27 protein-coding genes and 4 tRNA genes are annotated in these 23,689 nt (G+C 68.8%); 12 read left to right on the top strand and 19 right to left on the bottom strand.

What is annotated here, in order from left to right; translation table 11 throughout:
• Positions 1-16 precede the first annotated feature (16 nt).
• The gene (locus ACJX2R_RS28680) at positions 17-787 is read right to left on the bottom strand and encodes a DUF6227 family protein (RefSeq protein WP_413102504.1); all 771 of its coding nucleotides are present in this window, start codon (positions 785-787) and stop codon (positions 17-19) included.
• A 630-nt stretch (positions 788-1,417) separates the two neighbouring features.
• Here ACJX2R_RS28680 and ACJX2R_RS28675 point away from each other — a divergent pair.
• From ACJX2R_RS28675 to ACJX2R_RS28665, 3 genes are all read left to right on the top strand, one after another.
• The gene (locus ACJX2R_RS28675) at positions 1,418-1,774 is read left to right on the top strand and encodes a hypothetical protein (protein ID WP_413102503.1); all 357 of its coding nucleotides are present in this window, start codon (positions 1,418-1,420) and stop codon (positions 1,772-1,774) included.
• Between the two features lie 120 nt (positions 1,775-1,894).
• Positions 1,895-2,506, top strand: a complete 612-nt coding sequence (locus tag ACJX2R_RS28670) for a hypothetical protein (protein ID WP_413102502.1) — start codon at positions 1,895-1,897, stop codon at positions 2,504-2,506.
• A gap of 291 nt (positions 2,507-2,797) precedes the next feature.
• Positions 2,798-3,331 carry a hypothetical protein gene (locus ACJX2R_RS28665; protein ID WP_413102501.1) on the top strand — a complete coding sequence of 178 codons (534 nt, stop codon included), beginning with the start codon at positions 2,798-2,800 and terminating at the stop codon, positions 3,329-3,331.
• A 124-nt stretch (positions 3,332-3,455) separates the two neighbouring features.
• On the opposite strand, the gene ACJX2R_RS28660 is transcribed toward ACJX2R_RS28665, so the two are convergent.
• The 6 genes from ACJX2R_RS28660 to ACJX2R_RS28635 form a co-directional block, all read right to left on the bottom strand.
• Positions 3,456-4,325, bottom strand: coding sequence for a right-handed parallel beta-helix repeat-containing protein (locus ACJX2R_RS28660; RefSeq protein WP_413102500.1), 870 nt, complete (start codon positions 4,323-4,325; stop codon positions 3,456-3,458).
• Positions 4,326-4,773: 448 nt separating this feature from the next.
• Positions 4,774-4,846: transfer RNA gene (locus ACJX2R_RS28655), tRNA-Lys, on the bottom strand.
• 152 nt (positions 4,847-4,998) lie between these two features.
• Positions 4,999-7,401, bottom strand: coding sequence for a DEAD/DEAH box helicase (locus tag ACJX2R_RS28650; protein WP_413102499.1), 2,403 nt, complete (start codon positions 7,399-7,401; stop codon positions 4,999-5,001).
• A gap of 293 nt (positions 7,402-7,694) precedes the next feature.
• A complete protein-coding gene (locus ACJX2R_RS28645; RefSeq protein ID WP_413102498.1) occupies positions 7,695-8,159 on the bottom strand; it encodes a hypothetical protein in 465 nt (154 codons plus the stop codon).
• Between the two features lie 322 nt (positions 8,160-8,481).
• Positions 8,482-8,832, bottom strand: a complete 351-nt coding sequence (locus ACJX2R_RS28640; RefSeq protein WP_037953306.1) for a metallopeptidase family protein — start codon at positions 8,830-8,832, stop codon at positions 8,482-8,484.
• Positions 8,833-8,881: 49 nt separating this feature from the next.
• Complete coding sequence (locus tag ACJX2R_RS28635) at positions 8,882-9,133, bottom strand: hypothetical protein (RefSeq protein ID WP_413106188.1); 252 nt, start codon at positions 9,131-9,133, stop codon at positions 8,882-8,884.
• Between ACJX2R_RS28635 and ACJX2R_RS28630 the strand changes: the two genes are divergently transcribed.
• The 5 genes from ACJX2R_RS28630 (at position 9,032) to ACJX2R_RS28610 (ending at position 12,316) form a co-directional block, all read left to right on the top strand.
• A complete protein-coding gene (locus tag ACJX2R_RS28630) occupies positions 9,032-10,702 on the top strand; it encodes a metallophosphoesterase family protein (RefSeq protein WP_413102497.1) in 1,671 nt (556 codons plus the stop codon). The two genes, ACJX2R_RS28635 and ACJX2R_RS28630, sit on opposite strands and share 102 nt — an antisense overlap.
• Before the next feature lie 81 nt (positions 10,703-10,783).
• Positions 10,784-10,859 (top strand) — tRNA-Glu (locus tag ACJX2R_RS28625).
• 228 nt (positions 10,860-11,087) lie between these two features.
• On the top strand, positions 11,088-11,915 hold the full coding sequence (locus ACJX2R_RS28620; protein WP_413102496.1) for a DUF1684 domain-containing protein: 828 nt from the start codon (positions 11,088-11,090) through the stop codon (positions 11,913-11,915).
• A 248-nt stretch (positions 11,916-12,163) separates the two neighbouring features.
• Positions 12,164-12,238, top strand: a tRNA-Asp gene (locus ACJX2R_RS28615).
• 4 nt (positions 12,239-12,242) lie between these two features.
• Positions 12,243-12,316: transfer RNA gene (locus ACJX2R_RS28610), tRNA-Phe, on the top strand.
• Positions 12,317-12,421: 105 nt separating this feature from the next.
• Here ACJX2R_RS28610 and ACJX2R_RS28605 read toward each other — a convergent pair.
• The 11 genes from ACJX2R_RS28605 to ACJX2R_RS28555 form a co-directional block, all read right to left on the bottom strand.
• Positions 12,422-13,636, bottom strand: coding sequence for a tyrosine-type recombinase/integrase (locus ACJX2R_RS28605; RefSeq protein WP_413102495.1), 1,215 nt, complete (start codon positions 13,634-13,636; stop codon positions 12,422-12,424).
• Positions 13,636-13,815 (bottom strand): helix-turn-helix domain-containing protein, encoded by a 180-nt coding sequence (locus ACJX2R_RS28600; protein ID WP_093463518.1) that lies wholly within the window; start codon positions 13,813-13,815, stop codon positions 13,636-13,638. The genes ACJX2R_RS28605 and ACJX2R_RS28600 overlap by 1 nt, the downstream gene beginning before the upstream one ends.
• A complete protein-coding gene (locus ACJX2R_RS28595; RefSeq protein WP_413102494.1) occupies positions 13,808-15,103 on the bottom strand; it encodes a replication initiator in 1,296 nt (431 codons plus the stop codon). Before ACJX2R_RS28595 ends, ACJX2R_RS28600 begins: the two co-directional genes overlap by 8 nt.
• A gap of 163 nt (positions 15,104-15,266) precedes the next feature.
• Positions 15,267-15,563 (bottom strand): hypothetical protein, encoded by a 297-nt coding sequence (locus ACJX2R_RS28590; RefSeq protein ID WP_413102493.1) that lies wholly within the window; start codon positions 15,561-15,563, stop codon positions 15,267-15,269.
• Between the two features lie 24 nt (positions 15,564-15,587).
• Entirely contained in the window at positions 15,588-15,782 is a 195-nt protein-coding gene (locus tag ACJX2R_RS28585) for a hypothetical protein (RefSeq protein WP_413102492.1), read from the bottom strand.
• Positions 15,783-15,795: 13 nt separating this feature from the next.
• Positions 15,796-15,981 carry a mobile element transfer protein gene (locus ACJX2R_RS28580; RefSeq protein WP_413102491.1) on the bottom strand — a complete coding sequence of 62 codons (186 nt, stop codon included), beginning with the start codon at positions 15,979-15,981 and terminating at the stop codon, positions 15,796-15,798.
• An 11-nt stretch (positions 15,982-15,992) separates the two neighbouring features.
• Positions 15,993-16,619, bottom strand: coding sequence for a DUF2637 domain-containing protein (locus tag ACJX2R_RS28575; RefSeq protein WP_413102490.1), 627 nt, complete (start codon positions 16,617-16,619; stop codon positions 15,993-15,995).
• Between the two features lie 24 nt (positions 16,620-16,643).
• On the bottom strand, positions 16,644-16,853 hold the full coding sequence (locus tag ACJX2R_RS28570) for a hypothetical protein (RefSeq protein ID WP_413102489.1): 210 nt from the start codon (positions 16,851-16,853) through the stop codon (positions 16,644-16,646).
• An 81-nt stretch (positions 16,854-16,934) separates the two neighbouring features.
• The gene (locus ACJX2R_RS28565; RefSeq protein ID WP_413102488.1) at positions 16,935-18,311 is read right to left on the bottom strand and encodes an FtsK/SpoIIIE domain-containing protein; all 1,377 of its coding nucleotides are present in this window, start codon (positions 18,309-18,311) and stop codon (positions 16,935-16,937) included.
• A gap of 5 nt (positions 18,312-18,316) precedes the next feature.
• Positions 18,317-18,667 carry a hypothetical protein gene (locus ACJX2R_RS28560; protein WP_413102487.1) on the bottom strand — a complete coding sequence of 117 codons (351 nt, stop codon included), beginning with the start codon at positions 18,665-18,667 and terminating at the stop codon, positions 18,317-18,319.
• Between the two features lie 184 nt (positions 18,668-18,851).
• The gene (locus tag ACJX2R_RS28555; RefSeq protein ID WP_262706249.1) at positions 18,852-19,637 is read right to left on the bottom strand and encodes a GntR family transcriptional regulator; all 786 of its coding nucleotides are present in this window, start codon (positions 19,635-19,637) and stop codon (positions 18,852-18,854) included.
• Between the two features lie 111 nt (positions 19,638-19,748).
• Here ACJX2R_RS28555 and ACJX2R_RS28550 point away from each other — a divergent pair, with 111 nt between their 5' ends.
• The 4 genes from ACJX2R_RS28550 to ACJX2R_RS28535 all read left to right on the top strand — a co-directional run bounded on the left by ACJX2R_RS28550 (position 19,749) and on the right by ACJX2R_RS28535 (position 22,347).
• Positions 19,749-20,156 (top strand): NUDIX hydrolase, encoded by a 408-nt coding sequence (locus tag ACJX2R_RS28550; protein WP_413105964.1) that lies wholly within the window; start codon positions 19,749-19,751, stop codon positions 20,154-20,156.
• Positions 20,157-20,201: 45 nt separating this feature from the next.
• The gene (locus ACJX2R_RS28545) at positions 20,202-20,627 is read left to right on the top strand and encodes an ATP-binding protein (RefSeq protein ID WP_413102486.1); all 426 of its coding nucleotides are present in this window, start codon (positions 20,202-20,204) and stop codon (positions 20,625-20,627) included.
• 131 nt (positions 20,628-20,758) lie between these two features.
• Positions 20,759-21,034: a hypothetical protein gene (locus tag ACJX2R_RS28540; RefSeq protein WP_413102485.1), complete on the top strand. Its 276-nt coding sequence runs from the start codon at positions 20,759-20,761 to the stop codon at positions 21,032-21,034.
• 452 nt (positions 21,035-21,486) lie between these two features.
• Entirely contained in the window at positions 21,487-22,347 is an 861-nt protein-coding gene (locus ACJX2R_RS28535) for a hypothetical protein (protein WP_413102484.1), read from the top strand.
• Positions 22,348-22,830: 483 nt separating this feature from the next.
• Here ACJX2R_RS28535 and ACJX2R_RS28530 read toward each other — a convergent pair whose 3' ends face one another.
• Positions 22,831-23,412, bottom strand: coding sequence for a hypothetical protein (locus ACJX2R_RS28530; protein ID WP_413102483.1), 582 nt, complete (start codon positions 23,410-23,412; stop codon positions 22,831-22,833).
• Positions 23,413-23,689 lie beyond the last annotated feature (277 nt).

The following is a 23,689-nucleotide window of genomic DNA, read 5'->3' as shown; positions in this document are numbered from 1 at the left end:
GGAGGCTCCGCGTACGTCAGAGGTCGACGCCCAGCGCGCGGGCGTGGCGGTCCGCCGCGAGCTCCGCCGAGACCTCGTCGAGGTACACCTCGCACACCAGTCGGCCGTCCCGGGTCAGATTGTGCTCCAGCTCCCACAGCACGATCTCGTCCCCTCCGGCGAGGAGGAAGGCGTGCTCATAGAAGCGGCACCAGGTCGCGTCGGGACCGCCGGAGCGGCGCCGGGGCTTGGGTGCGAGGGCGATGTCATGGGCGAACGCGGTGGCCAGCAGCCGCTCGGTCTCCTCGCCCGGGCGGTCGGGGTTCTCCGCGCGGCGCAGCACGCGACGGGCGTGGTCGGCCGAATTGTCGGCCACATACGCACGCGAGCTCTCCACCGGCTCGGCCGTGTGCAGCAGCTGGTCCGGGAGCCACAGCGGTAACCCGTCGAGCTCCTCCCAGCGGGCGCCGCCGAGACGCTCATGGACGCGGCGCTCGGCCAGCGCCAGGGCGTCCTCGTCCGCGTAGAGCTCGTACAGCGGGCGGCCGCCCTCGCCCGTGTTGTGCTCCAGTTCCCACAGCAGCAGGCTGCTGCCGTCGGGGAGCAGGAAGACATGCCGATAGGTGCTGTACCCGAGCTGGCCGCACCGCTCGTTGCACTGCCGACAGGACCGCAGCTCGGACTGGTGCATCAGGGCGCTCCGCGCCTGGGCCAGCACCGGCTCGCCGATCTCGAAGCCGTTCTGCGCACGGGCGAGCAGCCCGTCCATCAGCTCGGAAGGGGTCCCTTCCCCTCGTGAGTGCCCCATGTCTCTCCTCCCGCCTCCCGGCGTTGATTCGCCGCGCCCCCCGGGCGACCACTTCGCGCACTTAGCGTAGCGGCGTGAACACGCGCCGCGCTGCGGTTCGGCGAAGCTGTCGGTGTGACTGTGCCTCACTCACTCCTGCGTCGTAGAGCCTGGATGTATCACTCGTCCGACCGGTCGAACAAGTCCCGGGGCGGGGACGGGGGCGGGGGCGGGGCGGCCCGGTCGGTCGGCGCGAGGCCGTCTCCCGGCCGCCACATGGCCATCGGAGCTCCACCGCCCCGTCACCACCCCGCGGTCGTCCAGCCGTCGTCCGGCCGTCGTCCCGCGGTCGTCCCGCGGTCGTCCGGCCGTCGAGCGTCCGGGGGCCGCTCCCGTGACTCCGCCGCCGCCCTGCCTCGCCGCCGCCCTACATCCATCTGCCGCCCCCTCACATAAAAGGGATTCAGTCCTCTGCTGAGCCAAATGGAGCTCACATTGGTCCCCCTTAGCGGGATTCTCGGATAACACGCACCGGAAGACCCACACTATGCCGGACGGGTGAAGCTGACTGGCGGCCCGAAGCCTTAACTGATGAGCTTCGTTGTGTCATGCGTCCGTGAATTCGCGGAGCAACCCAGACGGAGGAATTAAGTGAACATCGGCAAGAAGGCAGTTCTCCTGACCGCGGCCGCCGGCGCTCTGGTCATCGGTGGCGCGGGCGGTGCCCTGGCCAACAACAACGACGACTTCATCGTGCAGCTGAACAGCTGTGACACGGCCACCGGCCCGACCACCAACACTGCTGCCGGCGCCCCCACCGGCGACATCAACATCGGTTCGGACTGCATCAACTTCACCAACACCAGTGGTTCGGTCGTCCAGGCCAACGACTGCGACACCGCAACCGGCGCCACTGTTGTCACCACTGTGACCGCCCCGACCGGCGACACCAACATCGGCTCCAACTGCGCGAACATCGCCGTCGACGACGACAGTGTCCGCCACTGAGTCGCTGACCCTTTCATGGTGTTCCCGTCCGCGGTAACACCATGAGGCATCCCCCCGTTGGGAATCGCGGCCCTGGAAGCCTCCCTTCCAGGGCCGCTGCCATGAAAGAGGATTTCGGTGATGGTGATGAACGCACCGCGCCGAGATCCCGATTGGAGGCTCTTTATGCACATGCGCAATAGGACGGCGCTTCTTGCGGCGACCGTGGGCGCTCTGCTCATCGGCGGTGCGGGCGGAGCCGACGCCATCGATCCCGGTCCCAACCGTGCGGCCGGCGCCAACGGCGGGACGCAGAGCAACCGCTGCACCACCAGTTCCGTCATCGGCACCGTCACCGTAGCGGCCGGCCCGACCGAGATCAGTAATGAGACCAACTGCGTCAACACCGCCGAGTCGGGTGTGACGACGCAGGAGAACCGCTGCCGTACCCACTCCGTCGTCGGTCCGATCACCGTCGCACTGGCCCCCGGATCCGAAATCAAGAACGGGACCAACTGCGTCAACGTCAGCGAGTCGGGCGGCGTGACGAGGCAAACCAACGACTGTCGCACCACCTCGGTGCTGGGCCCGATCACGATCGGCCCCGGCTCCGAAGTCACCACTGAGACCAACTGTGTCAACACCGCCGGCTCCGACCCTCAGAACGGAAGTCAGGAGAAGAGCTCGGGCGGCAAGAAGGGTGGCAGCAAGAGCGGCAAGAGCGGTGGCAAGGGAAACCGTCAGCGGTCCTGAAACACCGAACCCCGGAACTCACCACCGAGCTCCAAGACGTCCGCTCGACATGAATGCGGCCTCGGGTACGTTTTCCCGGGGTCGCATTCATCTTTTCGTTTTCACGGATGTCACACCACTCGCCACAAAGAACTCCACCGAACTCCACCGAATTCCGCACCGACTGAATATACCTTTACTGTGGCGGATGGGTGATGCTTTCGGTACTCCCGGATCCCGACTTGCGGAAATCTCGTTCAAAAGGTGTCTGCGGAATTTTCGCGGAGAACCCGATATGGAGGCACCAGAACAATGCAGATCGGCAAGAAGGCAGCTCTCATGGCCGCGGCGGCCGCGGGCACAATGGTGGTCGGCGGCGCCGGTAGCGCGAGTGCCCATGGCCTCTTCCCGCAGTCCAGCGGGGCTCAGCGGAATCTCTGTGAGACGGCCACCGGGGCCACCACCAACACGGCCGCCGCCGCCCCCACCGGCGACCTCAACCTCGGCTCGGACTGCATCAACTTCGCCAGCGGCGGTGCGGTCTCCCAGTCCAATGAGTGCGAAACGGCCACCGGCACCACCCTGATCACCGGCGGCACCGCCCCGACTGGCGACACCAACATCGGCTCCAACTGCACGAACATCGCCCTCGACGAGCCGAACCCGGTCGTGGTCGTGCACAAGGACCCGCCGAAGAAGCAGCACAAGGCCAAGGACACGCACAAGGCCAAGAAGCACCACAAGGCGAAGGCCAAGGACCCGCACAAGAAGGCCAAGTGCGCGCACAAGGTGACGAAGCACCAGAAGGCCAAGGTCAAGGCGAAGAAGAAGGACTGCAAGCACTGACGGTCGAGCAGGCGGTCACGCACGCGGCGCCCCCGGAAGCAGGGCTTCCGGGGGCGCCGCGGCGTGCGGCCGGATCGTTTCAGCGGTCGTTACGCTTCGTTCGGAAGGGGCCATCACGCTTCGTTCAGCATCCCGCGAGCGCCGGTACGCACTGGTTCGGGTTGTTCCCGGTGACCGTGGTCGCGGAGAGCGCGATCGAGCCGCCGTCGGTGAAGATCCCACCGCCCTGGCCGCCATTGGCCGTATTACCCGTGACGGTATCGCCGGTCATTTGTGTGGTGCCCGCGTGCTGGAACACACCGCCGCCGTTCAGCGTGGCGGTATTCGCGGACACGGTTGTGGCCAGCACGCGCAGTGCGCTGCCCATATTGGCGATACCGCCGCCGAAGCTGCCGGCGGTGTTCCCGTCAACCCGGCTGCCGCTGATCGTGAGATCTCCGATCGCGGTGGAGATGCCGCCGCCCTCGAAGTTGGTGGTCCTGTTCCGCTCAATCCCGACGGCGCTCAGCAGCGTCGTCCCGAAGTTGCTGACGCCGCCGCCCGAGCTGTCCGCGGTATTGTCCGAAATGTTGCCGCCAGAGACGCTGAGGGTGGCCGACGTACTGATGTGAATACCGCCGCCGTCCCCCGCGGAATTGTGGGTCACATCCGTGTACGAAAGCAGAGCGGAGCCGCCCGAGGCGACCTCGATGCCTCCGCCGACATTGCTCGCGGTGTTGCCCGTAACCGTGGACTGGATCAGCCTCAGCGCGCCCCGGTCGAGGATGCCACCGCCGTCGGTGCCCGCCCCCGAGGTCGCCCGGCCGTCCGAGAAGGTCACGCCGCTGGCCGTGAGACTTCCGCCGGGCGCGATCTCCGCGATCCGGAAGTCTCCTGCGGACGCGCTGCGTCTGATGGTGGATTGGGTGCCGGAAATGGACACGTCGCGGGTGATGAGAGGAAGACCATCGGCTCCATTGGGACCGGTGAACGCCGCGGAGCCCAGCGTGTACACACACCCCGGGGTCAGCACGACGGAACCTCCCGACGGGGAGCTGTTGGCCTCGCTCACCGCGTTGACCAGCGCCGCCGCGTCCCCACAGGGCACCGGGGCCGCCTTCTCACCCTCCTTTCCGCCGCCTCCCTTTCCTTCGGCGGACGCCGGAGCGGAGACCGCCCATGCCGATACCGCCAGCGCCATGACGGGGACCAAACCCCGGATCGTTGTCGCGAGTCGCACAGGAGTCTCCTTAAGCGTTTCCGAGCAGCGGGCCAGACGCAGCAGGTTCAGACTCTGCGGTCGTGTACTGCTCGGCATCCGCTCAAGCGCCGGTCGAGTGAGACTCGATCTTCTGTACGACGAGGGTGGGAACCCCCCGGTCCCGGGCCGCGGAAGACCGCGCGGCGAGGCCCTCGGGAACGAGAAAACCGCAGGTCACCGATGGCGCCTGCGGTTTCCGAGGTGGGTCATCAGGGGCTCGAACCCTGAACCAATGGATTAAAAGTCCACTGCTCTGCCAATTGAGCTAATGACCCGCACCCCCGCAGCATAGCTCGGCGAGGGGCCAACACCCGAGCCAATACCCTCCGGGAGCGAAAGGCCGTGCAACAGCGTGGTGTTGCACGGCCTCCAGCACGGCCCGATCAGCCGTCGCGCACGGCCCGATCAGCCGTTGCGCAAGGACCGATCAGCCGTTGCGCTTCCAGCGCGGCTTGTCGGCGCGGCGGTCGAAGGACCGGTCGTGCGAGCTGTGGGAGCGCTCGTACGAACGGCCGCCGGTGGCACCGCCCCGGTGGTCGTCACGGCGGCCCGGACGGTCGTCGCGACGGTCCCGGTTGAACGGACGGTCCCCGCCACGGTGGTTGTGGTCGCGGCGCTCGAAGGAACGGCCACCACGGTCGTTGTTGTCCCGGCGGTCGCGGCCGAAGCCACGGTCGTCACGGCGCTCGTACGGGCGGCTGCCGCCACGGTCGTCACGGCGGTTGAAGCCGCCACGGTCGTCCCTGCGGTCGCGGCCGAACGAGCGGTCGTCACGGCGGTCCCGGCCGAAGCCACGGTCGTTGTCCCGGCGGTCCCGGTCCCGGTCGCGGCCGAAGCGGTCGTCGCGACGGTCATCCCGTCGGTCGTCCCGGCGGTCGTCGCGCCGATCGCGGTTGAAGCCGCGGTCCCGGTCGCCGTCCCGGCGGTCGTACGAACGGCCACCACGGTCGTCCCGGCGGTTGAAGCCGCCACGGTCGTCGCGGCGGTCGTCCCGCCGGTCGTCGCGCCGGTCGTCGCGCCGATCGCGGTTGAAGCCGCGGTCCCGGTCGCCGTCCCGGCGGTCGAAGGAACGGCCACCACGGTCGTCCCGACCCCGGTCGTTGTCCCGGCGTTCGTACGAGGAGCGGCGCGGCGCCTCGCCGGCACCCGCGCCCTCGACGGCCTCGGCCACCGCACCCTTCACGGTGGGCACGGTCGCGGGCTCGGCCGTGCGCTGCGCGGGCAGCGTCACAGTGGCGGCCTCGGCCACCGTCTCCGCCCCGGCCCCGGCCTCGGTCGCGGTCGCGGACTCCGCCGGTGTCACGGTCTCGCCGCGCTCGCGCGCCACCCGCGCGGACAGCCGGTCGGCCTCCTCGCGCAGCTCTGCCGCGCGCCGCTGCACCCGCTCCAGCTCCCGGGTGAGGTCCTGCGCCTCGCGCTCGGCCTGCTTGGCCGCGTTCGAAGCCGCGTCCGCCTGCACCTCGGTGAGCGAACGCGCGCCCGTGATCTGCGCCACGTCCTCGTCGAAGGCTCCACCGCCGCCGACGATGTGGCGCGAGGCGTCGACGCCCGCGTCCTCCATCAGCCGGAAGATCTGGCGGCGCTGGTGCGGCAGGGCCAGCGAGACGACGGTGCCGCTCTGGCCCGCCCGGGCCGTACGGCCGGAGCGGTGCAGATAGTCCTTGTGGTCACCGGCCGGGTCCACGTTCAGCACCAGGTCGATGCCGTCGACGTGGATACCGCGCGCGGCGACGTCCGTGGCGACGAGCACATTCACGTACCCGTCCTTGAAGTCGGCCAGGGTGCGGGTACGCGCGCCCTGCGTCATGCCGCCGTGCAGCGCGTCGGCGCGTACGCCCGCGTCGCACAGCTGCTCGGCGACGCGATCGGCGCCCAGCTGGGTCCGTACGAAAATGATGGTGCGGCCCTTGCGCGCCGCGATGGCGGCGGTGACCGGCGCCTTGTCCTTCGGCTTCACGACCAGCACATGGTGGGTCATGGTCGAGACGGCGCCCGCGGACGGGTCCACCTCGTGGGTGACCGGGTCGACCAGGTAGCGCTTGACCAGGGTGTCGATCTCGTTCTCGAGCGTCGCGGAGAACAGCAGCCGCTGCCCGCCCTGCGGCACCAGGTCGAGGATCTCGGTGACCTCGGGCAGGAAGCCCATGTCGGCCATCTGGTCGGCCTCGTCGAGGACCGCGATCTGCACCTTGTCCAGGGACGCGGCACCGCGCTCGATGATGTCGCGCAGTCGGCCCGGGGTGGCGACCAGGATGTCCACGCCGCGCTCCAGCGCGTAGATCTGATTGCCCATCGAGGTGCCGCCGCAGACGACCTTGAGCTTGAGGCCGAGGACATCGCCGTACGGCTGTAGCGCGTCGCTCACCTGCATCGCGAGCTCACGGGTCGGGGTGAGGATCAGCCCGCGGGGACGCTTCTTCTCGGTGTGGCCGCCGGCCAACGTGGTCAGCAGCGGAAGGCCGAACGAGAGGGTCTTGCCGGAGCCGGTACGGCCGCGGCCGAGGATGTCGCGTCCGGCGAGGGCGTCGGGGATGGTCGCGGCCTGGATCGGGAAGGGCGTGGTGACGCCGTTCTGCGCCAGCTTGCGGACGATCTGCTCGGGGAGGCCGAGGTCGGCGAATGTGATGTCGGGCGCCTTAGGGGTGTCGGGGTCTTCCGTGGCGGCTTGCTCGTCCTGCTCCGACGGCTCGAACGGCTCGGCCGGGGCGGTCAGCTCGCTCGGAGCGCTCGGCTGGCTCGACTCGTTCGGAGCGGTCAGCTCGCTCGAATCGCTCAGCTCGCTCGGCTCTTCGTGAGCGGGCATGACGGCGTGGTCAGTGGAAACGGACATGCGAAATGCGAAACCTTCCGGAGTCTCGGCACGCGCCCAAACTCCGTGTGTTGTCGCAAACGACCGCCTCTATGCGGTCAGCCACGGGATGGCAAGGAACGCGCCTCGCGGCGCACTTCTACGAGGCGCCGGGCAAATGGGATCAAACGATCTACCACCATACGCACCTTCACCCCTCAAGAGCAAATTCGCTCCATCCGCGCTGGCCGGCGACGACTGGGCCCCATCCCGCGGGCTTGTCCCGCGGCCCTGTCCCGCGGATCCAGCGGGCTTGTCTCGCGGGTCCAGCGCGCCTATCCAGCGGGCTGGTCCGACGGGGAGGCGGGCGCGGTCGGGGGCTCGGGAGCGGTCGGCTTCGGGTCCGGCGCGCTCGGCGGCGGGCTCGACGGCCGGGGCGCGGGCGGCGCGTCGGACGGGGTGGCGCCACCCGGCTGCGGCGGGGCGGAGGGGGCCGGACGGTGGTGCGGGGCGCCCTTCTTGCCTGGCGCGGCCGAGGGCTCGGCCTCGGGGTCGGTCGCGGAGGCCGAGGCCGACCGGTCCTCGCCGTCCTTCTTCTTCCCCTTCTCGCCCTTCTTCCCCTTCCCGTCCTTCTCGTCCCGGTCCGAGTGCGCGTACGGCCGCCCCCTGCCGTCCGACCGCACCACGGCGCCGCCCGTGTCCGCCCCCTCGCCCTTCTGGTGGGAGCCACGGTGTTTGTCCGGCCGCTCGGGGTCGTCGGAGATGCTCATGCAGCCGCCCAGCGCCAGCGCGACGGCCACGAGCCCTGCGACCGCCGCCCCGCGCACGGCGGCACGGGGCGCGCACCGGGAGGGCCGGGAGATCCGGGGGGAACGGGGGGAACGGGTGCTGCGAGGAGCGGGGGATCCGGGCACGGGGGATCCGGGCATGCGCGGGACACCTCCAGACGGCAGGGATGTGACGCCCTGCCCAACTGGCCCCGCCCCGCCCAGGACACGCCTGCGGTGCGGACCCGGCCCATCGCGTAGACCGCGCGTCCGGCGTCGGTCGTAGGCGGGGGCAGCCGGATGCGATGTGGGCACCGGAATCAGCTGAGGCCCACGAACAGGCCGTAGCCGAGGCTCAGCCGTACCCCAGCGCGTGCAGCCGCGCGTCGTCGATCCCGAAGTGGTGCGCGATCTCGTGGACCACGGTCACCTCGGTCTCCTGGACGACGTCCTCCCGCGTCTCGCTCAGCCGCAGCGTCGGCCCCCGGTAGACGGTGATCCGGTCCGGGAGTACGCCCGCGTACCACTCACCCCGGTCGGTGAGCGGCGTCCCCTCGTAGAGCCCGAGCAGCTCGGGATCGTCCGTCGGTGGCTCGTCCTCCACGAACACGGCGACGTTGTCCATGAGCCGTGTCAGCTCCGGCGGGATCCGGTCCAGCGCCTCGGCGACCAGTTCCTCGAACTCCTCGCGCGTCATCTCCAGCACGAGGCCATTGTCAGGCAGCCGGGCCCGGAAAGGAGCCGTCGGCGCCAAGCTATCCGCGCCGGACGTCTCCGGCCGCCCGGCGCACCGCCACCCCGCGCACCGCCACCCGGCGCCGCCCCACCCCGGCGCACCCGCCACCCCGGCCCCACCCCGGCGCCGCCCAGGCATACGCCCCCGCGCGGACGGGCATACGGGACCAATGGCCCGCGAACCGCTCCGGCTGCTCCGTGCCACCGCTCAGCGCGCGGGCACCGCGGCCGTCTCCCCTCTTCGCCGCTTCCGCCGCGCTTCTCTTTGCCACTTCCGCCCCCCTTCTCCTCGCAGCTTCCGCCACCCTTCCCTCCGCCGCTTCCGCCGCCCCTCGCAGACCCCCTCCCCCGCCGCTTCCCCCAGTCGCACGCCCGCTCCGTTCAACCCCACGGCTCTCGATCCCACCGCACCCGCCCGCCCCCTCGTCCGCGCCGCCGGGCTGGCCGCCGTGACCGTCCTCGGCGCCTGGATCGGGCTGCTGGTGGTCGGCAGCGTCCACATCTCCGTGGGCCCGATGGACACGCGGATGGCACTGCGGCCGTCCCTCACCGGCGGCACCAAGATCAACGTGGCCCCGCTGGGCGCGCTCGAGCTGAACAGCCACCACGCCCCGCTCCGCCTGGACGTGGACGTGGACCGGCTCGACCCCATACGGTCCCAGGCCCTCGTCGACCACCCCGAGCGGCTCTCCGGCCTCCAGGACGAGGTCGCGAGCGACGTCACCCGCGGCACCCTCGGCCTCGCGGTCCGCTCCTGCGTCGCCGTGGTCTTCGGCGCCACCGCGCTGGGTCTGGCGGTCTACCGCCGCCCCCGCCGGGCGCTGGCCGCCGGAGGGCTCGCGCTCACGCTGCTGACCGCTTCCGGCGGCGCCGTCTACGCCACGTGGAACCCGAATTCCGTACTGGAGCCGCGCTACTCCGGGCTGCTCTCCAGCGCCCCCTCGGTGGTGGGCAACGCGCGCAGCATCGTGACCGACTTCGACGTCTATCAGCGGGAGTTGGCCCGGCTGGTGACCAATGTCACCCAGCTCTACGAGGCGACCTCGACGCTCCCCGCGTACCAGCCCGATCCGACCACCATGCGGGTGCTGCACATCTCGGACGTCCATCTCAATCCGGCCGCGTGGCACATCGTGCAGTCGCTGGTGCGGCAGTACAAGGTCAACGTGATCATCGACACGGGCGACACGATGGACCACGGCACCCCCGCCGAGAACGGCTTCCTCGACCCCGTCTCCGACCTCGGCGCCCCCTATGTCTGGGTGCGCGGCAACCACGACTCGGCATCGACCCAGCGCTACCTGGCCAAGCGCAAGGGGGCGCATGTGGTGGACAACGGCGATGTGACCACCGTCGCCGGGCTGCGGATCGCGGGCATCGGAGATCCACAGTTCACCCCCGACCGCTCCGCCGCGGCCGCCGGTGACGCGGCCGAGCACAGCGCCGGACGGCAGCTCGCCGAGGCGATCCGGGACCGCGAGGCCGCCGGCGCCCCGGTCGACATCGCCCTCGCCCACAACCCGATCGCCGCCCGCGAGACCGACGGCACCGTGCCACTCGCGCTCACCGGCCATGTCCATCACCGCCGTACGGAGGTGCTCCCCGGCGGCACCCGGCTGATGACCGAGGGGTCGACGGGCGGCAGCGGGCTGCGCGCGGTGGACGACGGCACACCGGACACGGTGCAGGCGTCGGTCCTCTATCTGGACCGGGACACGCGACGGCTCCAGGCGTGGGACGAGATCGATCTGGGCGGTCTGGGCCTGGCGAAGGCCGAGGTCAGCCGACACCTGCTGGCCGAGAACCGCCCGGGGGCGACACCGACGCCCACCACTCCGTAAACCGTTTTGGCGAACCTCACCGGCATCCCATATGCTTCTCGCGTCCCCGAAAGCGCCGCAAGGCGCCCAGGTGGGCCATCGGCCCTCATCGTCTAGTGGCCCAGGACGCCGCCCTTTCAAGGCGGTAGCACGGGTTCGAATCCCGTTGGGGGCACCACCTTCTTTGAGTCACCGCAGGTCGGAACGTACCTGCCGGTGACTTTTTTCATGGCGCGCCGCAAAACGACCCCCGTGACTCCCGCAGCCCCACGCCCCCTCCCGCAGCTCCCGGAATGTCTCCCTCCCCCACGAGGTTGTACGTACATACGCAACGGCACCGGACCCCGCCGCAGGCCCGTGGGGCCTGCACCGGACCCCGCCGCAGGCCCCACGCTAGGGAGCGCAGATGACCGTCCAGGACGTCGACGTCGACCGGGCGAGCTTCGCCGAGGAGTGGGAGCGCTGGCACCGCGCCCATGAGCAGGCGCTCGCCGACCCCCACGGATTTCTCGCGATCACCAGCCTGCGCTGGCTGAGCCCGGAGCCGACCCGCTTCGAGGACGCCCCCGGGGCCTGGTCCAGCGGCCCGGAGGGCGTGGTGGTCGAGCTCGCCGACGGCGAGGAGCTGACGATCGACGGCACGGCGGTGCACGGGCGGTACGTCTTCGGGACGATCGCCGAGCGGGCCAGCCTGTACGCGGGGTACGGCGACGCGGTGATCGAGATCGCCAAGCGCGGCGGCCACGACATCGTCCGCCCCCGCCACCCCGGCAACCCCCTCCGCACCGACTTCACCCGCACCCCCGCCTACGCCCCCGACCCCCGCTGGGTCCGCCCCGGCCGCTACCTCCCCTTCGACGAGCCGCGCGCGATCACCGTGGGCGCCGTGGCGGAGGGCCTTGAGCACGTCTACGACGCGCCCGGGCAGGTCGAGTTCGAGCTGGACGGCGAGACGTTCCGGCTCACCGCCTTCAACGGCAAGCGGCCCGGCGCCCTGATGGTGCTCCTCACCGACACCACCTCGGGCGTGACCACATACGCCGCGAACCGCTCCCTCCAGATCGACGCCCCGGACGAGACCGGCCGCGTCACCCTCGACTTCAACCGCGCCACCAACCTCCCCTGCGCCTACACCGACCTCGCGACCTGCCCCCTGCCGCCCACCGAGAACCGACTGCCGGTCGCGATCGAGGCGGGCGAAAAGACCCCCCTGGAACGCGGCGGCCGCCCCTGATCCACCCCTGATCCGAGCCAAGACGGACAGACCTCCGACCGCGCCCCACCCCTCACCGACCGAGGCTCGGCCCGCCCGGTGAGCGGTCAGAACACGGCCGGAGGTCTGATACGCTGATCCAGCGACAACGACGCGGCGGAGAGAAATCAAGGCCCCGGTTCGAAAGATCGCAAGGAGTGCGAATCCACGACGGGAAATCCCGTTGGGAGCGCACCCCACATGTGCGAGACTCGTGCTCGTACACGCAAGGTCCTGTGGAGCAGTTTGGAGTGCTCGCCACCCTGTCAAGGTGGAGGCCGCGGGTTCAAATCCCGTCAGGACCGCTGCGGCTGGGTAGCTCAGTTGGTACGAGCGTCCGCCTGAAAAGCGGAAGGTCGCCGGTTCGACCCCGGCCCCAGCCACCGCAGCCCTCACCAGGGCAAAGCCCCCTCCCGGGTCATCCGGAGGGGGCTTCTTCGTTGCCTGTGACACCTACGGCTGACACCAACGGCGCCGGATCACCGGATCTACGCCAACCGGTCCTCCAGGCGGCCGAGCGCCTTCCGCTGCTCATCGAGCGAGGCATGGGCGTAGACCTGCATGGTCACACCGTGATCGCTGTGCCCGGCGATCTGCTGGACGACGTGCACCGGGACGCCAAGATCCAGCAGCAGCGTGATGCAGGTGTGGCGGAGATCATGAAAGCGCAGATCCAGACCGAGCCGCTTCCGCACCGGGTCCCAGCTCCGGCGCAGGTTGTCCGGCTCGTACGGCGTCCCGATCCGGGACGGGAAGACCAGCCCGTTTTCCTGCCAGGCCATGCCGGCCGCCACCCGCTCCTGCGCCTGACGCTCCTGGTGGGCGCGGAGGGCGGAGACCGCGAGGGGCGGGAGAGGGATGGTGCGCTCGGAAGACCGCGTCTTGGGGAGGACGAGCCGCAGTTCTCCCCCGACGCGCTGGAGGTTGGTCAGCACGGTGAGGGTGCCCCGCTCCAGGTCCGCCGCCGACCAGCGCAGGCCCAGCAGCTCACCGCGCCGCATGCCGAGGAGCAGCGCCAGGACGTAGAGAGCGTGCAGGCGATGATCCCGGAGTTCCTTGAGCACCAGCTTGGCCTGAGCCGGTGAGAGTCCCTTGCCAGTCCGATAGGAGGGCGCTGGGGTCTTCACGAGCTTGGCGACGTTCCGCATGATCAGCTCCTCGCGTACGGCGTGCTCCAGCGCGTTCCGCAGCACGGCATGAACCGACTGGACCATGCGGGCCGACAGCTTGCGCTCACAGCAGCGGCGAGCGGCGCAGCACTGCGGCTTCTGGCGTTCCTTGTCCCATCCGTGCTTGCAGCACTGGCACTCTTCGCGGACCCGGTTGAGCCAGACCCGGACCTCTTGGGCGCGTAGGTCGCGGAGCTTCTTGCCGCCCAGGCCGGGGACCAGGTGGACGCGCACGACGCTTTCGTAGCCCTGGTACGTCTTGGGCCGCCGGTTGGGTGCCACCTCTTCAGCCAGCCAGTAGGCCAGGTAGTCACCGACCGTCGAATCGGTGTCCGGCAGGGGCACCCCCTTCTGATCTTGGGACTGGAGATCGATCAGCTTGCGGTGCACCTCATCCCACGTCTCGCCGTACACGGACTTGCGCTTCCGTATGCCGGACGCCGTGATCACGTACGCCCGACCGTGGTACCGGCCGTCCTTGCGCTTGCTGATCGTTCCGGCCCCGTTGGGGTTGCGCTTGCGCTGCGATGGCATCAGGCGGCCTCGGCAATCTGGTGGTCGATGAAGTCGCGGAGTGCGGCGGCCGGGACGCGGCGGGCGCGGCCGATCGTGATGGAGGGCAAGCGCCGGGACCGGATCAGGTCGTAGACCGTGGAACGGCCGATCTTCAGCCGGGCCATCACCTCCGGCACGGTGAGCAGTTCGTCAGCCATGGGTTGGCTCTCCTTCCGTTCCGGGGGCGGGGGTGATGGTGGCGGTGAACCATTCCTCGGCGGGGGTGAGGCCGGTACCGGCGTAGGCCCAGTGGGCGAGGACGAGCGTGGTCTCGTCCGGCCCGGAGTCGGTGGCCGCCGCTTGGGCACGTCGCCAGGCGGCGCGGGCATCACGGAGCGCGCCGAGGGTGGTGGAGTAGCGGCGGGATTTGGTGGAGAAGTGGCCCCGGAAGCCGAGCATGTGAGCCCAGGCGCGGAGCCGGAGGTGTTCCAGGTCCTTCCGGGCGCCGAGGGCCCAGGCGGTGCGGACGAGGCGGCGGGCGTGCTCGCTGATGTCGAGCTGGGCGACTTCGGCGATGAGCCGTATCGGCCGGTCCAGGGCCCCCGTCGCGGTCTCGGCACCCTTGGTCGCGTACTTGGCGATGTACGCGGCAACGGCCCGGTCGGTCAGCTCCTGGCCGCCGTTGAAGTCAGCGCCCCCGATGGGCCGTACGTCGAGTTCGTCACCGAAGGCGAACGTGTGGGCCCGCCCGTCGATGACCGGCCCGGCAACCTGCGCCTTGGACGCAGCAGCGTGGATGGCATCGGATAGCAGCTCGACCGTGGCCCAAGCCGGAGGCGGAGTGTGGCCGCCGCCGGGACCGTCGATGCGGATCACGGCATGGAAGTGAACAGCGCCGCGTTTCTGGTACTCGGCGACCTTGGCGAAGGACAGCCGGGCGTGCTCGCGGAAGGCCCGTTGTGTGAGCCTGGCCCGCTTGGCAACCTCCCGCCGCAGGTAGATCGAGAACCGCCGCCACAGCAAGCCCGCGTGAGCGTTCCAGAGCACCGCGGATTCGTAGTCGTACCTGTCCGGGGCCAGCGGCGTACCAAGCGCGTCGTCCTCCTGGCCGTGGCGGACGCCGCACCGGCACCGGCGGACCGTGTCAGCAGGGCCGGTGGGCCGGTTGTGTACCGGGCCGAAGCTGGGTGCGGTGAAGGTGGCGAAGACACGGGGGTGCGTGGCGACCTCTTCCGGAGTGCCCTTACCGCCGCGTAGTCCGGCGGTGATCAGGTGGAAGGTGTCGCGGCGGTAGGTCTCGGCGCAGGCCGGACAGCGGGTGGTGCGGCGGTTGTTGCAGCGGACCAGCAGATGCCCGGCAGGCAGCTCGGCGGAGTCGAGGTGGTGGAGGACGCGGCCGATCTCGCCGGTGTCGCGGTTGAGGTGGTGTTCGGTGCGGTGGCCGTCGAGGCGGATGGGGTGGGTGCAGCCGCCGAGGCCGGAGAGTTGGCGGAGCAGTGCGGGCATGGTGCCGAGTGCTGCCAGGCTGCGGAGATTGGGCAGCGGTGGCGGGGTGGTGCGGGTGATGATGGGGTCTCCTCTTTCGGCTCGTGGGTCGGGAGGGGTTGGGCTGCCGGGGCGGCGGATGCTTGGCGGTATCGAGGCCGCCCCGGCAGTCGTGTGATGTGGATCAGCGGCGGCGCTGGCTGGCCAGCAGCGAGCGCATGACGACAGCGGCCACGGCGACGGAGACGGCCGTGACAGCAACAGCGGCGAGTAGGGCGGTCAGGACGATGCCGACCGTGACCACGGCACCGACCGTTCCGGCATTGAGCCCGCTCAAGGCCCCGGCCGGGCGAGCTGGTGCGGGCGCGTGGGCGTGCTGGCAGGAGCAGGCCGGGGCGTGACTGTGCTGGGCCGTCGGGACGGCGGTGGGCACGTGGACGATCGACGGCTTGGGGGCTTCGGGGTACTTCGGTCGGAACACTGCGATCTCCTCTCAGCTACTCGTCTAGTCGTGTTGTTCGTTAACGGAGTCGACGCCGGAGCGCGTACCGGACTCCACGGACGGCGCGATACCGGTGTGGGCAGGCCAGAAGCCGAACAGCGCGATCACGACGGCGACCCACAGGCGGACGCCCATGAACTTGATCGCGATCCACGCGACGGCGCCGAGGACGAGGACCAGGGGCAGACTTACGGTCACGGGTGATCTCCTTTCAGCGGACGGGGCAGCGGTGTGTACGGGCGGCCAGCTCGGCGGCAGCACGGGTGTCGTAGTCGGCGGAGAAGTCACAACGGGGGGCGGTGCACACGGCGGTGTGCTTCACCCGGCCCCGCTGATCGTTGGCGGTGCCGACCTGGACCGGGCCGATACGGACAACGTTGCGGAAGCGGCGGAGCATCGTGGACTCCTTCAGAGACGGGAGACGATGGCGTCAGCCAACGGCGCCGGGACGCCCAGGCGAGCGCGCAGGGTCTCGGGGTCGATGGGCGATCCGGTACGGGCGTGGTGATCGTCGGCGAGCTTGCGCGCGTGGGTGACGAGCGCGGCCGGAACGTGCGGCGCGGGCTGTTGCGGCTCAGGCGCCGGGGTAGTGGTTGGCCCCGCGGTTTTCGGTGCCGCCGGGACCGGGACAGCTTCAGTGGGTTCGGCCGAGGCCGACGCGGTTTCGGTCGCTGGTGTTGTGTGGGCAAGGAGCGTTCCGCCGAGGAAGGCGACGGCGGGCCAACCGGCGACGAGGATGCGCAGCCAGTCCGGTACGTCGGTCAGGTCGAGCAGTCCGGCGGTGGCGATGTTCGCCCCGAGCGAGGCGGCCAGGGCGACGACGAACCAGCACCAGCCCGCCGCCTTGGACGCCCCCGACCGCAGCCGACGCCAGGCCGCCACAAGCAGCAGGTCAACGGAGACCGGATAGGCCCACGCCTTCCACCCGTCCTGTCCGGCCGCCGAGGCCAGGCCGTGCAGGTGGGCGAAGGACAGCGCGGCAGCGATGACCGCTTGCACCAGCACCACGTCAACCCGCGCCAGATGAGCGCGCATGGGTAGAGACTCCTTCCGGTCCGGTCAGCCCTCTGCGGTGAGTTCGTCGGCGCGTGCGCGAGCGGCAGCGGCGACCTCAGCGGCCTGGGCGTCATCGGGCTGGGCAGCGGCGATGCGCTCCAAGAGGTCCGCTTTGCGGTTCATCAGCTCGGCGTTGCTCCCGGCCCCGCGTGTGCGGAAGTCGGCCAGGTCGGCCAGGAGCGCGGAGACTTCGGAGATGGTGGGGCGGGACACAGGGACTCCCTTTCGGTTTCAGGCATGGCGGGGGTAGGGACACGGCGCGGGTACGGTCGCGCCAACCGTCGGGCAGGTGGATTACTCGGCGGCCGGGAACGGCTTGAGCAGCGAGGTCGGAGCACTCACGGGAACGGCCGGCACGTCGGGCCAGAACGGCTCCAACGCGGGCAGGTCCGGGACGAGATGGGCATGGTCGCGGCAGACGGCCGCAGCATCGGCTAGCGAGAGATGGGGCGGGCGGATTCGGGACCAGCCACCTGAGGTATCCCCGGCGACTGCGAGGCCGGGCCGTTCCGGGGCGATGGCGCAGGCAGCGCCGACCGCTTCGGGGGCGATGTCGCCGAGCGCCATTTTGGCAGAGGCTTCGTCGTTCACGCGGTGGCAGACCCGCCCGGTCAGCTGAGCCCGCAGCATCGTCGCCCCCTTGCCCAGCTCAGCGCCGAACCGCTGCCCGCACACCTCCAGGTAGATGCCCGCCGCACGGCCGAGCTGGGCGAGACGGATGAGCTGGGTGACCATCTCGTCCCGCCGTTCCTCATCCTTCCGCGTGGCGACCAGGAACAGCTCAGCCACCTCGTCCACGAGCAGCACCACCGGCACCGGCCGCTCCTCCTCCGGCAAGCCCCAGATGTCAGAAGTGATCTCCTCGTCCGGTGTGCTGGGCGCGATGCCCTGCCGGGCCTTGATCAGGTCGTATCGGTCCTCCATCAGCCCGACCAGCACAGGCAGCAGCTCCGCCGCCTGCTGAGGATCAGTCGCCAGGGCCGAGAGCCGTGGGGCGAATGGCGCCAGCTCGACACCCCGCTTGCAGTCGATCCCGACCAGCGCAACCGGCTGGCGGGCGAGCCCGGCGATCAGGTGCCGCAGGAACATCGACTTCCCCGACAACGTGGCGCCCAGGGTGAGCTGGTGCGGGATGGCCCGGTAGTCCCGTACGAACGGCGTCGCGTCCTCCCGCAGCGCCACCGGCACCTTGAGGAACCCGCCACCGGTCTTGCGAGGCATATGGACCTTCCGGAGCACATCGAAGCCGATCAGCCGCAGCTCAACCACACCCGGCTTGACCTCCTCCACATACGCACCGTGAACGTCCCAGGCATGCCGCAGCCGTTCGGCCGAGGCCGCCACGTCCGCAGGTTCCTGCCCCGGCGCCAGTCGCAGCCTGACCCGCAGCCCGGTCGACGTCGGACGGATCAGCCCCCGACGAGGCGGAACCGGCCGCACCTCTCGATGCGTGAGCGCCTGGACGGCCCAGGCCCGCAGCCGCGACGGCGGAACGGCCAGCCCGCACGCGTCCATCACCGACCCGTACGACCCCAGCAGCCGAGCCGTAGAGATAGGCATCCCGATCGTCGACCAGTAGGCGGCCGGGTGCCGGGCCCGGAGGTAGGCGGCCCCACCGACCATTCCGGCGGCCGGGCCACCCACCTCCATCAGCGTCATCACGTCAGCCATCAGGCTCAGGCCCCCGCACCGACCGATATGGCGGCCGGGGCAACGGCCTCGGCCCGGAAGGCGATGCCGTGACGCTGCTGCCCGTTGAACACCGTCTCCCACGGCCGGGCAACCAGCCCGATCAACGTGACCGGCGAACCAAGCGCCAGCCCCTCCGTCACCCCGCTCTCCGGCACCGTGACCTGAAGCAGCGAGGACTCCCCGCCGTCGATGTAGACGACGCCAAGCCGCATCAACGTCTCACCGCTCTGCGCGTCCTTGGCGATCTCGCCAGTCTGCCGGTCCTTCACCTTCGGCTCCGGCGCCTCGGTCAGCAGAACCGTGGCACCGGAGGTCTCAACACGAATGGAACGCAACTACTTCTCCTTGCTTCACAGTTCAACTCACCTACTTGTGTAGATGAGTTGCGGCCTTCGAACCCGAACGAGCGGGAACGGGGACCACCATGCCACACAGCTTGCCCACTCGTCTATACGAGTATGCGTCCTCGTGTGTACGAGTCAGAAGAAGCAGCCCGGGCCACCACGCCCCGGCCATGCGTCAGTTGGCAGGAAGCTGGTAGGCGAGGACGTACGCATCAGCGGCCATCACGGTGTCACAGACCTCCACCGCCCGCCCCTCAGCGTCGTAGGCAGTCCGAACGAGATGGATCACCGGCACCCCGGAAGCGAGCTGGAGCGTACGCACCTCGGCAGGCGAGGGCATCCGGGCTCGGATCTCCTCGTCGAAGTGGTCCAGGCGGTGCCCCATCTCCTCCAGCCGGGCGTAGATGCCACCGGGGCCGGGGTTGGGTTGCGCGATCGGGGTGTTCCGGGCCAGGTCGAGCGGCAGATACGAGGTGGCGAACTCCACCGGTCGCCCATCCAGCAGATACCGCCGCCGCCGGGCCAGCACCTTACGAGGCGAACCGAGCCGGGCCGAGATGTCCGGCGACGGCCGTTCTTCCTTCACCTCGAGGTTGTCCACCTCCGGGCGACTGCCCGCCGCTTCCGCCTCCACGGTGAAGGCAGCCTTCCCCTGATCCCGATGACGCCGCGCGAACCGGTCCGAGGCCAGCCGCCGCACAGGCGGCCGGGGCCGGACGAAGACCCCCTTGCCATGCTCGGACACGGCCAGGCCCTCTTGCTGGAGCAGCGACAAAGCGTTGCGGACGGTCATCCGAGAGACACCGAAGTGGTCGACCAGCTCAGTCTCGGAGGGCAGCTTGTCGCCCTCCCGGAAGCGTCCCTTGTCGATCGCTTCCCGCAGCGCATCGGCGATCTGCCGGAACACCGCCCGGTCGCTCGTCGGGTCCAATACACCCAGGACGGAAGTCAGGGAAGGCATTGCCACATACTCCTTTAGGTATCTAGACGAGCGGCTGACCGGGATTGCTACGGTGGAGAGCCTAGCCAGCCGAGAGGGCCGAGGAACGTGAGCACTGAGCGCCCGCACTCCGTGAGCGTCGCCGGAGTCATCGTCGACGACGCTGGCCGTGCGCTGCTGATCAAGCGACGCGACAACGGTAAGTGGGAACCACCCGGCGGCGTGCTCGAACGCGAGGAAACCATCCCCGACGCCCTGCAACGGGAAGTCCTCGAAGAGACCGGCATCAAGATCGCACTTCCCGCGACCCTCACCGGCATCTACAAGAACATGACCGGCCTGATCGTCTCCATGGTCTTCCGCTGCGAGGCGATCGACGGCACACCGACCACCGGAGCGGAAACCCGCGCACTGCACTGGGCCACCCGCGAGGAGATCACCGAGCTCGCCGACGAGGCATACGCGATCCGCGTCCTGGACGCGCTCGACAACACATCCCCGCCGGCCATCCGCGCCCACGACGGCGTACGACTCATCTAGCACGCACCCACGACCCATAGCCCCTACCAGCACGAAGGAACTTGTATGGACGAGTATATGAGTGCTCCGCGAGTTTGGGGCCTGATGTGCCCAGGATCCCGAGAAGAAGTCACCCGCGCCCGCCGCTGGACCCGCGACATCCTCAACAACCACCCCTGCGCCGACGACGCCGAATTGATCGTGAGCGAACTCGGCAGCAACGCCCTCACCCACACCGCCAGCGGCACCGCTTACGGCACCTTCCAGCTCACGCTGTCGCTCTCACCCCGCACCGTCGCGATCTCCGTCACCGACGAGGGAGGCCACCCCGAAGAAGTCAGCCCCACGGAGGCCGACGCAGACGACACCCACGGCCGCGGATTAACCATCGTCATGGCACTCGCCCGGCGCCTGGACATCACCGGCGGCCAGCACGGCCGCACCGTCACCGCCCAGCTCGTAGCACCCGAGACAGGAGCCACCACATGCTGAGGCCCCTGCTGCGACCTGGCTACTGGTGCGAGTGCTGGACGCGTTCACCAGCCACAGGACCCCGCTCGGTCCTGCTCGCCTCCGTCGAAACCGACAGCCCGAGCGAGGCCACCCGATGGATCCGCGTCACCGTGCGAACCATCGCCTCAGCGCTCGACCGCGAAACCGCCCACAAGGCATGGGACTGGGTCACCTACGGCCACAAGGAAGCCGAAGACACCCTCACCAACGGGCAAGCAACCACGTTCGCCCTCACCCAGCAAGACACGCACATCGAATGGATCCTTCGACCGGTCATCTTCCTCCCCCTCGCCCACCGCGAATCCCGACGCCTTCCGGCATGCGCCGAACAGTTCACCTGCCCCACCACACACAAGATCGCCCGACACCAGGCCAACGGCCACTGAGTTACAACCTTCTCTACAGGTTCAAGGCGGCTCGCTCCGCTCACCGCGCGCGGCCCGGCCCCCGGCCGGGCCTGCGCTCCTGTCTCCGCCCCACTCCAGCCCGGCCGCCGCCCGTGCCGCGCACTCAGCGATCAGCCACCTGATGTCAGAGAAGGGGTACGTCGTGGCTGGGGCGGTCGGCTCCACGGCTTTAGGCAGCCACTTTGGGGCGAGCCTCTAAGATCATGGCCCCAACGTCGTGCTTTACCGGGCAGGTCCACAGACTGCCCGACGCGCCGCAAGCTTACGGGGCCATGATCACTCGCCCCAAAGCAGCTCCAGCCCAAAGCCGCTCCACCGACCTCAGTTGATGGCCTGTGTCTACCGGGGGCGAGCCGCGATGAGGCATCCTTCGTCATCAAGACCCCCCATGCCGGCTCTCAGCCGTCACCAACGATCAGACTGGAACGCACGTGAGCGAGCTCCTTTACCCAGACTACCGAAATTATGTCGAAACACGGGTGGTCGTGAACAATGCTGTGACGGCATTGCTTGCAGGATCACGGCTCGCTGGCCACACCCTGCAACTGACAGAAGGTTCACAAAGAACGCTGGCCGAGTTGTTTCCGGCCGTCGAGCACATTACTCGCTTCAACTTGCGCAGCGACGTTGCTCGTTCACTTCTCAATAACGCCGACCACCATCTAGCCTCCGTAGCCCTCCCCTACGCTCTGGCTACACACGAAGACTTCGTAATGTCGAGTATCGACCTATTGAAAAATGAGGGCATCACGATCCAAACAGGCGGAAAACGCATCAAAGCATGGAATATGCACACAGTCCTGTTCGACTCGGCGCAGCACCCACATCCCACTGACTGGCTTGAGAGCTTTGACCTTCTGCGGGAGATCAGGAACTGCACTGCCCATGCAGGTGGTAAGGCGCAAGCACGTCTGACCGATCACATCGCGGCGATGGGCACTGACTCCATCGGAGGTTGGCAGCGACTCAATCGCCAACACCCAAACGACGTGGTCCAGGATGGCACAGTAAGGTTAATCGCCGAGCACATCTTCACGGCATTCGCTGTCACCAAGCACCTTGGCCGCGAGATAAACACAGCCCTGACAGCGGCACTCTCTAAAACGTCATGGGCTCGAATTGCCGTCGAGGATTACCAGAGCACGACAACGAAAGTAAAGAATTCGTCATCATGGCGTCGCGGATTGGTCGGATATGCCCGAGTCAACTACGGCCAGGCAAAACTGACGGAAAGTGAACTCGAACAAGCCGCACGGACTCTCAACTACTGGACCTTGACCACTTGGAAGTGAAGGCTCCACCCAGAGGAGAAAAATAGGGGGCTCTTCCTATTGAGCTACATCCGACAATGTCGGAGCCGGGACTCGAACCCGGGTCTCCCGTCTTTCTGCGGAAGTCCTGGTCGTGAACCATCGGAAGCCAAAACTTCAGATTTCCTGGCGTCAGAGTAGCACACCTACCTCGCCTCGCGATCGTTCAACCGAGGTGCAGAGCCGAGGCTTTGGAGCGGTCACGCACGAGCGCCCCTCGGGCCTCCTGGGGCCGTGGAAGGGTGCTCGTGGTGACCAACGCTGGCAATGCCGACAGCTCAACAGCAGTTCAGAGCGGTGATCGAGTGACCGGCAGCACGTCACGGCCGCCGATGATCAGTTGTGGCTGCTCTGAGGAGAGACGTTCGGGACGAGCGACTTAGCCCGGCAGAGGTGGCTGGCAGGGACCAGGTCGCGTGTAGCTGCCCCAAGGGCAGTGGCCGACGCGGCCCCCACGGATAAGGGCTAGCCTCGCCGCCACCGGCGACGTGTCGGGAAGGGCGCGAGCGAGGCAGCTTCTCGAAGCGCTGCTGCCAGGCGTTCGTCGGCGGCCTTCGACTCTCTGACTGCCTGCGCTGCCACCGGAGCCCTGAGGTTGATGTCCCTGTCTCTGGTTCGGCGAGAGCCGTCAGTCTGGCTCGAGGCTAACTGCAGCATCTGGATGGCCATTAAAGACTTGAGGAACGCCTCGTTCGACTCCCGGTAGGCCTGCACCAGTTCGGGCGTCGTGTACAGCATCAGCTTCGTTACGACCAGTCGGTATTGCTCATTTTGGTGGCCAGCGTCGAGGTCTTGAGGACTGACGTTGCTTGGTACTTCCCTTCGCATCCAGGCAAAATCACGCGCGTTGCCGAGGGCGAGCATCTTCCGGTGCGCTTCCTCGATCGCGTCAGCGCGTCGCTCCCAGACCTTGAAGTCGCGTTCGCGGACACGCGTAGCCCGCTGGGTGACGCTCGACGAGATGATGGTGGCCGCAGCACCGATGATGGTCCCGAGCAGTCCGGCACCGATGCTGAGCAAGGTGGCCATGACCGGTGTGATCGTCATTGCGGCAGCGTAGGGTCGCGACAGTTCTATCGGGAGCCTTGTCAACGTCTGACCGCCGGAGGTTTGCTACGAGGTGTCGAGGCACAGCGGCGCTCTTCGCCACGCCTCGGATTCCGGCATGCTGGTCTCGATCGTGGTCTCACTTCTGGTCTCATTCGCCTCCGTCCAGTCTCGTCCAGATGCGGATGCAGACGAGCCAGGCTCCGGGACAACGGCCACGCGTGGACGCTGGCGAACACCCCCGAACAACCCCCTGCCCGGCACAAACACCCTTGGA

It is taken from the genome of Streptomyces sp. Inha503, assembly GCF_047215865.1.
Classification (GTDB): Bacteria; Actinomycetota; Actinomycetes; order Streptomycetales; family Streptomycetaceae; genus Streptomyces; species Streptomyces lycopersici.
This window is presented reverse-complemented; position numbering and strand designations above follow the sequence as displayed.

Bases quoted from the DNA above. Each gene is read 5' to 3' on its own strand.
- ACJX2R_RS28530 (WP_413102483.1), bottom strand. From the start codon at position 23,412: ATGACGATCACACCGGTCATGGCCACCTTGCTCAGCATCGGTGCCGGA.
- ACJX2R_RS28630 (WP_413102497.1), top strand. From the start codon at position 9,032: ATGGCCCGCGAACCGCTCCGGCTGCTCCGTGCCACCGCTCAGCGCGCG.
- ACJX2R_RS28620 (WP_413102496.1), top strand. From the start codon at position 11,088: ATGACCGTCCAGGACGTCGACGTCGACCGGGCGAGCTTCGCCGAGGAG.
- ACJX2R_RS28665 (WP_413102501.1), top strand. From the start codon at position 2,798: ATGCAGATCGGCAAGAAGGCAGCTCTCATGGCCGCGGCGGCCGCGGGC.
- ACJX2R_RS28555 (WP_262706249.1), bottom strand. From the start codon at position 19,637: ATGCCTTCCCTGACTTCCGTCCTGGGTGTATTGGACCCGACGAGCGAC.
- ACJX2R_RS28680 (WP_413102504.1), bottom strand. From the start codon at position 787: ATGGGGCACTCACGAGGGGAAGGGACCCCTTCCGAGCTGATGGACGGG.
- ACJX2R_RS28580 (WP_413102491.1), bottom strand. From the start codon at position 15,981: ATGCTCCGCCGCTTCCGCAACGTTGTCCGTATCGGCCCGGTCCAGGTC.
- ACJX2R_RS28670 (WP_413102502.1), top strand. From the start codon at position 1,895: ATGGTGATGAACGCACCGCGCCGAGATCCCGATTGGAGGCTCTTTATG.
- ACJX2R_RS28595 (WP_413102494.1), bottom strand. From the start codon at position 15,103: ATGCCCGCACTGCTCCGCCAACTCTCCGGCCTCGGCGGCTGCACCCAC.
- ACJX2R_RS28575 (WP_413102490.1), bottom strand. From the start codon at position 16,619: ATGCGCGCTCATCTGGCGCGGGTTGACGTGGTGCTGGTGCAAGCGGTC.
- ACJX2R_RS28545 (WP_413102486.1), top strand. From the start codon at position 20,202: ATGGACGAGTATATGAGTGCTCCGCGAGTTTGGGGCCTGATGTGCCCA.
- ACJX2R_RS28565 (WP_413102488.1), bottom strand. From the start codon at position 18,311: ATGGCTGACGTGATGACGCTGATGGAGGTGGGTGGCCCGGCCGCCGGA.
- ACJX2R_RS28605 (WP_413102495.1), bottom strand. From the start codon at position 13,636: ATGCCATCGCAGCGCAAGCGCAACCCCAACGGGGCCGGAACGATCAGC.
- ACJX2R_RS28650 (WP_413102499.1), bottom strand. From the start codon at position 7,401: ATGTCCGTTTCCACTGACCACGCCGTCATGCCCGCTCACGAAGAGCCG.
- ACJX2R_RS28600 (WP_093463518.1), bottom strand. From the start codon at position 13,815: ATGGCTGACGAACTGCTCACCGTGCCGGAGGTGATGGCCCGGCTGAAG.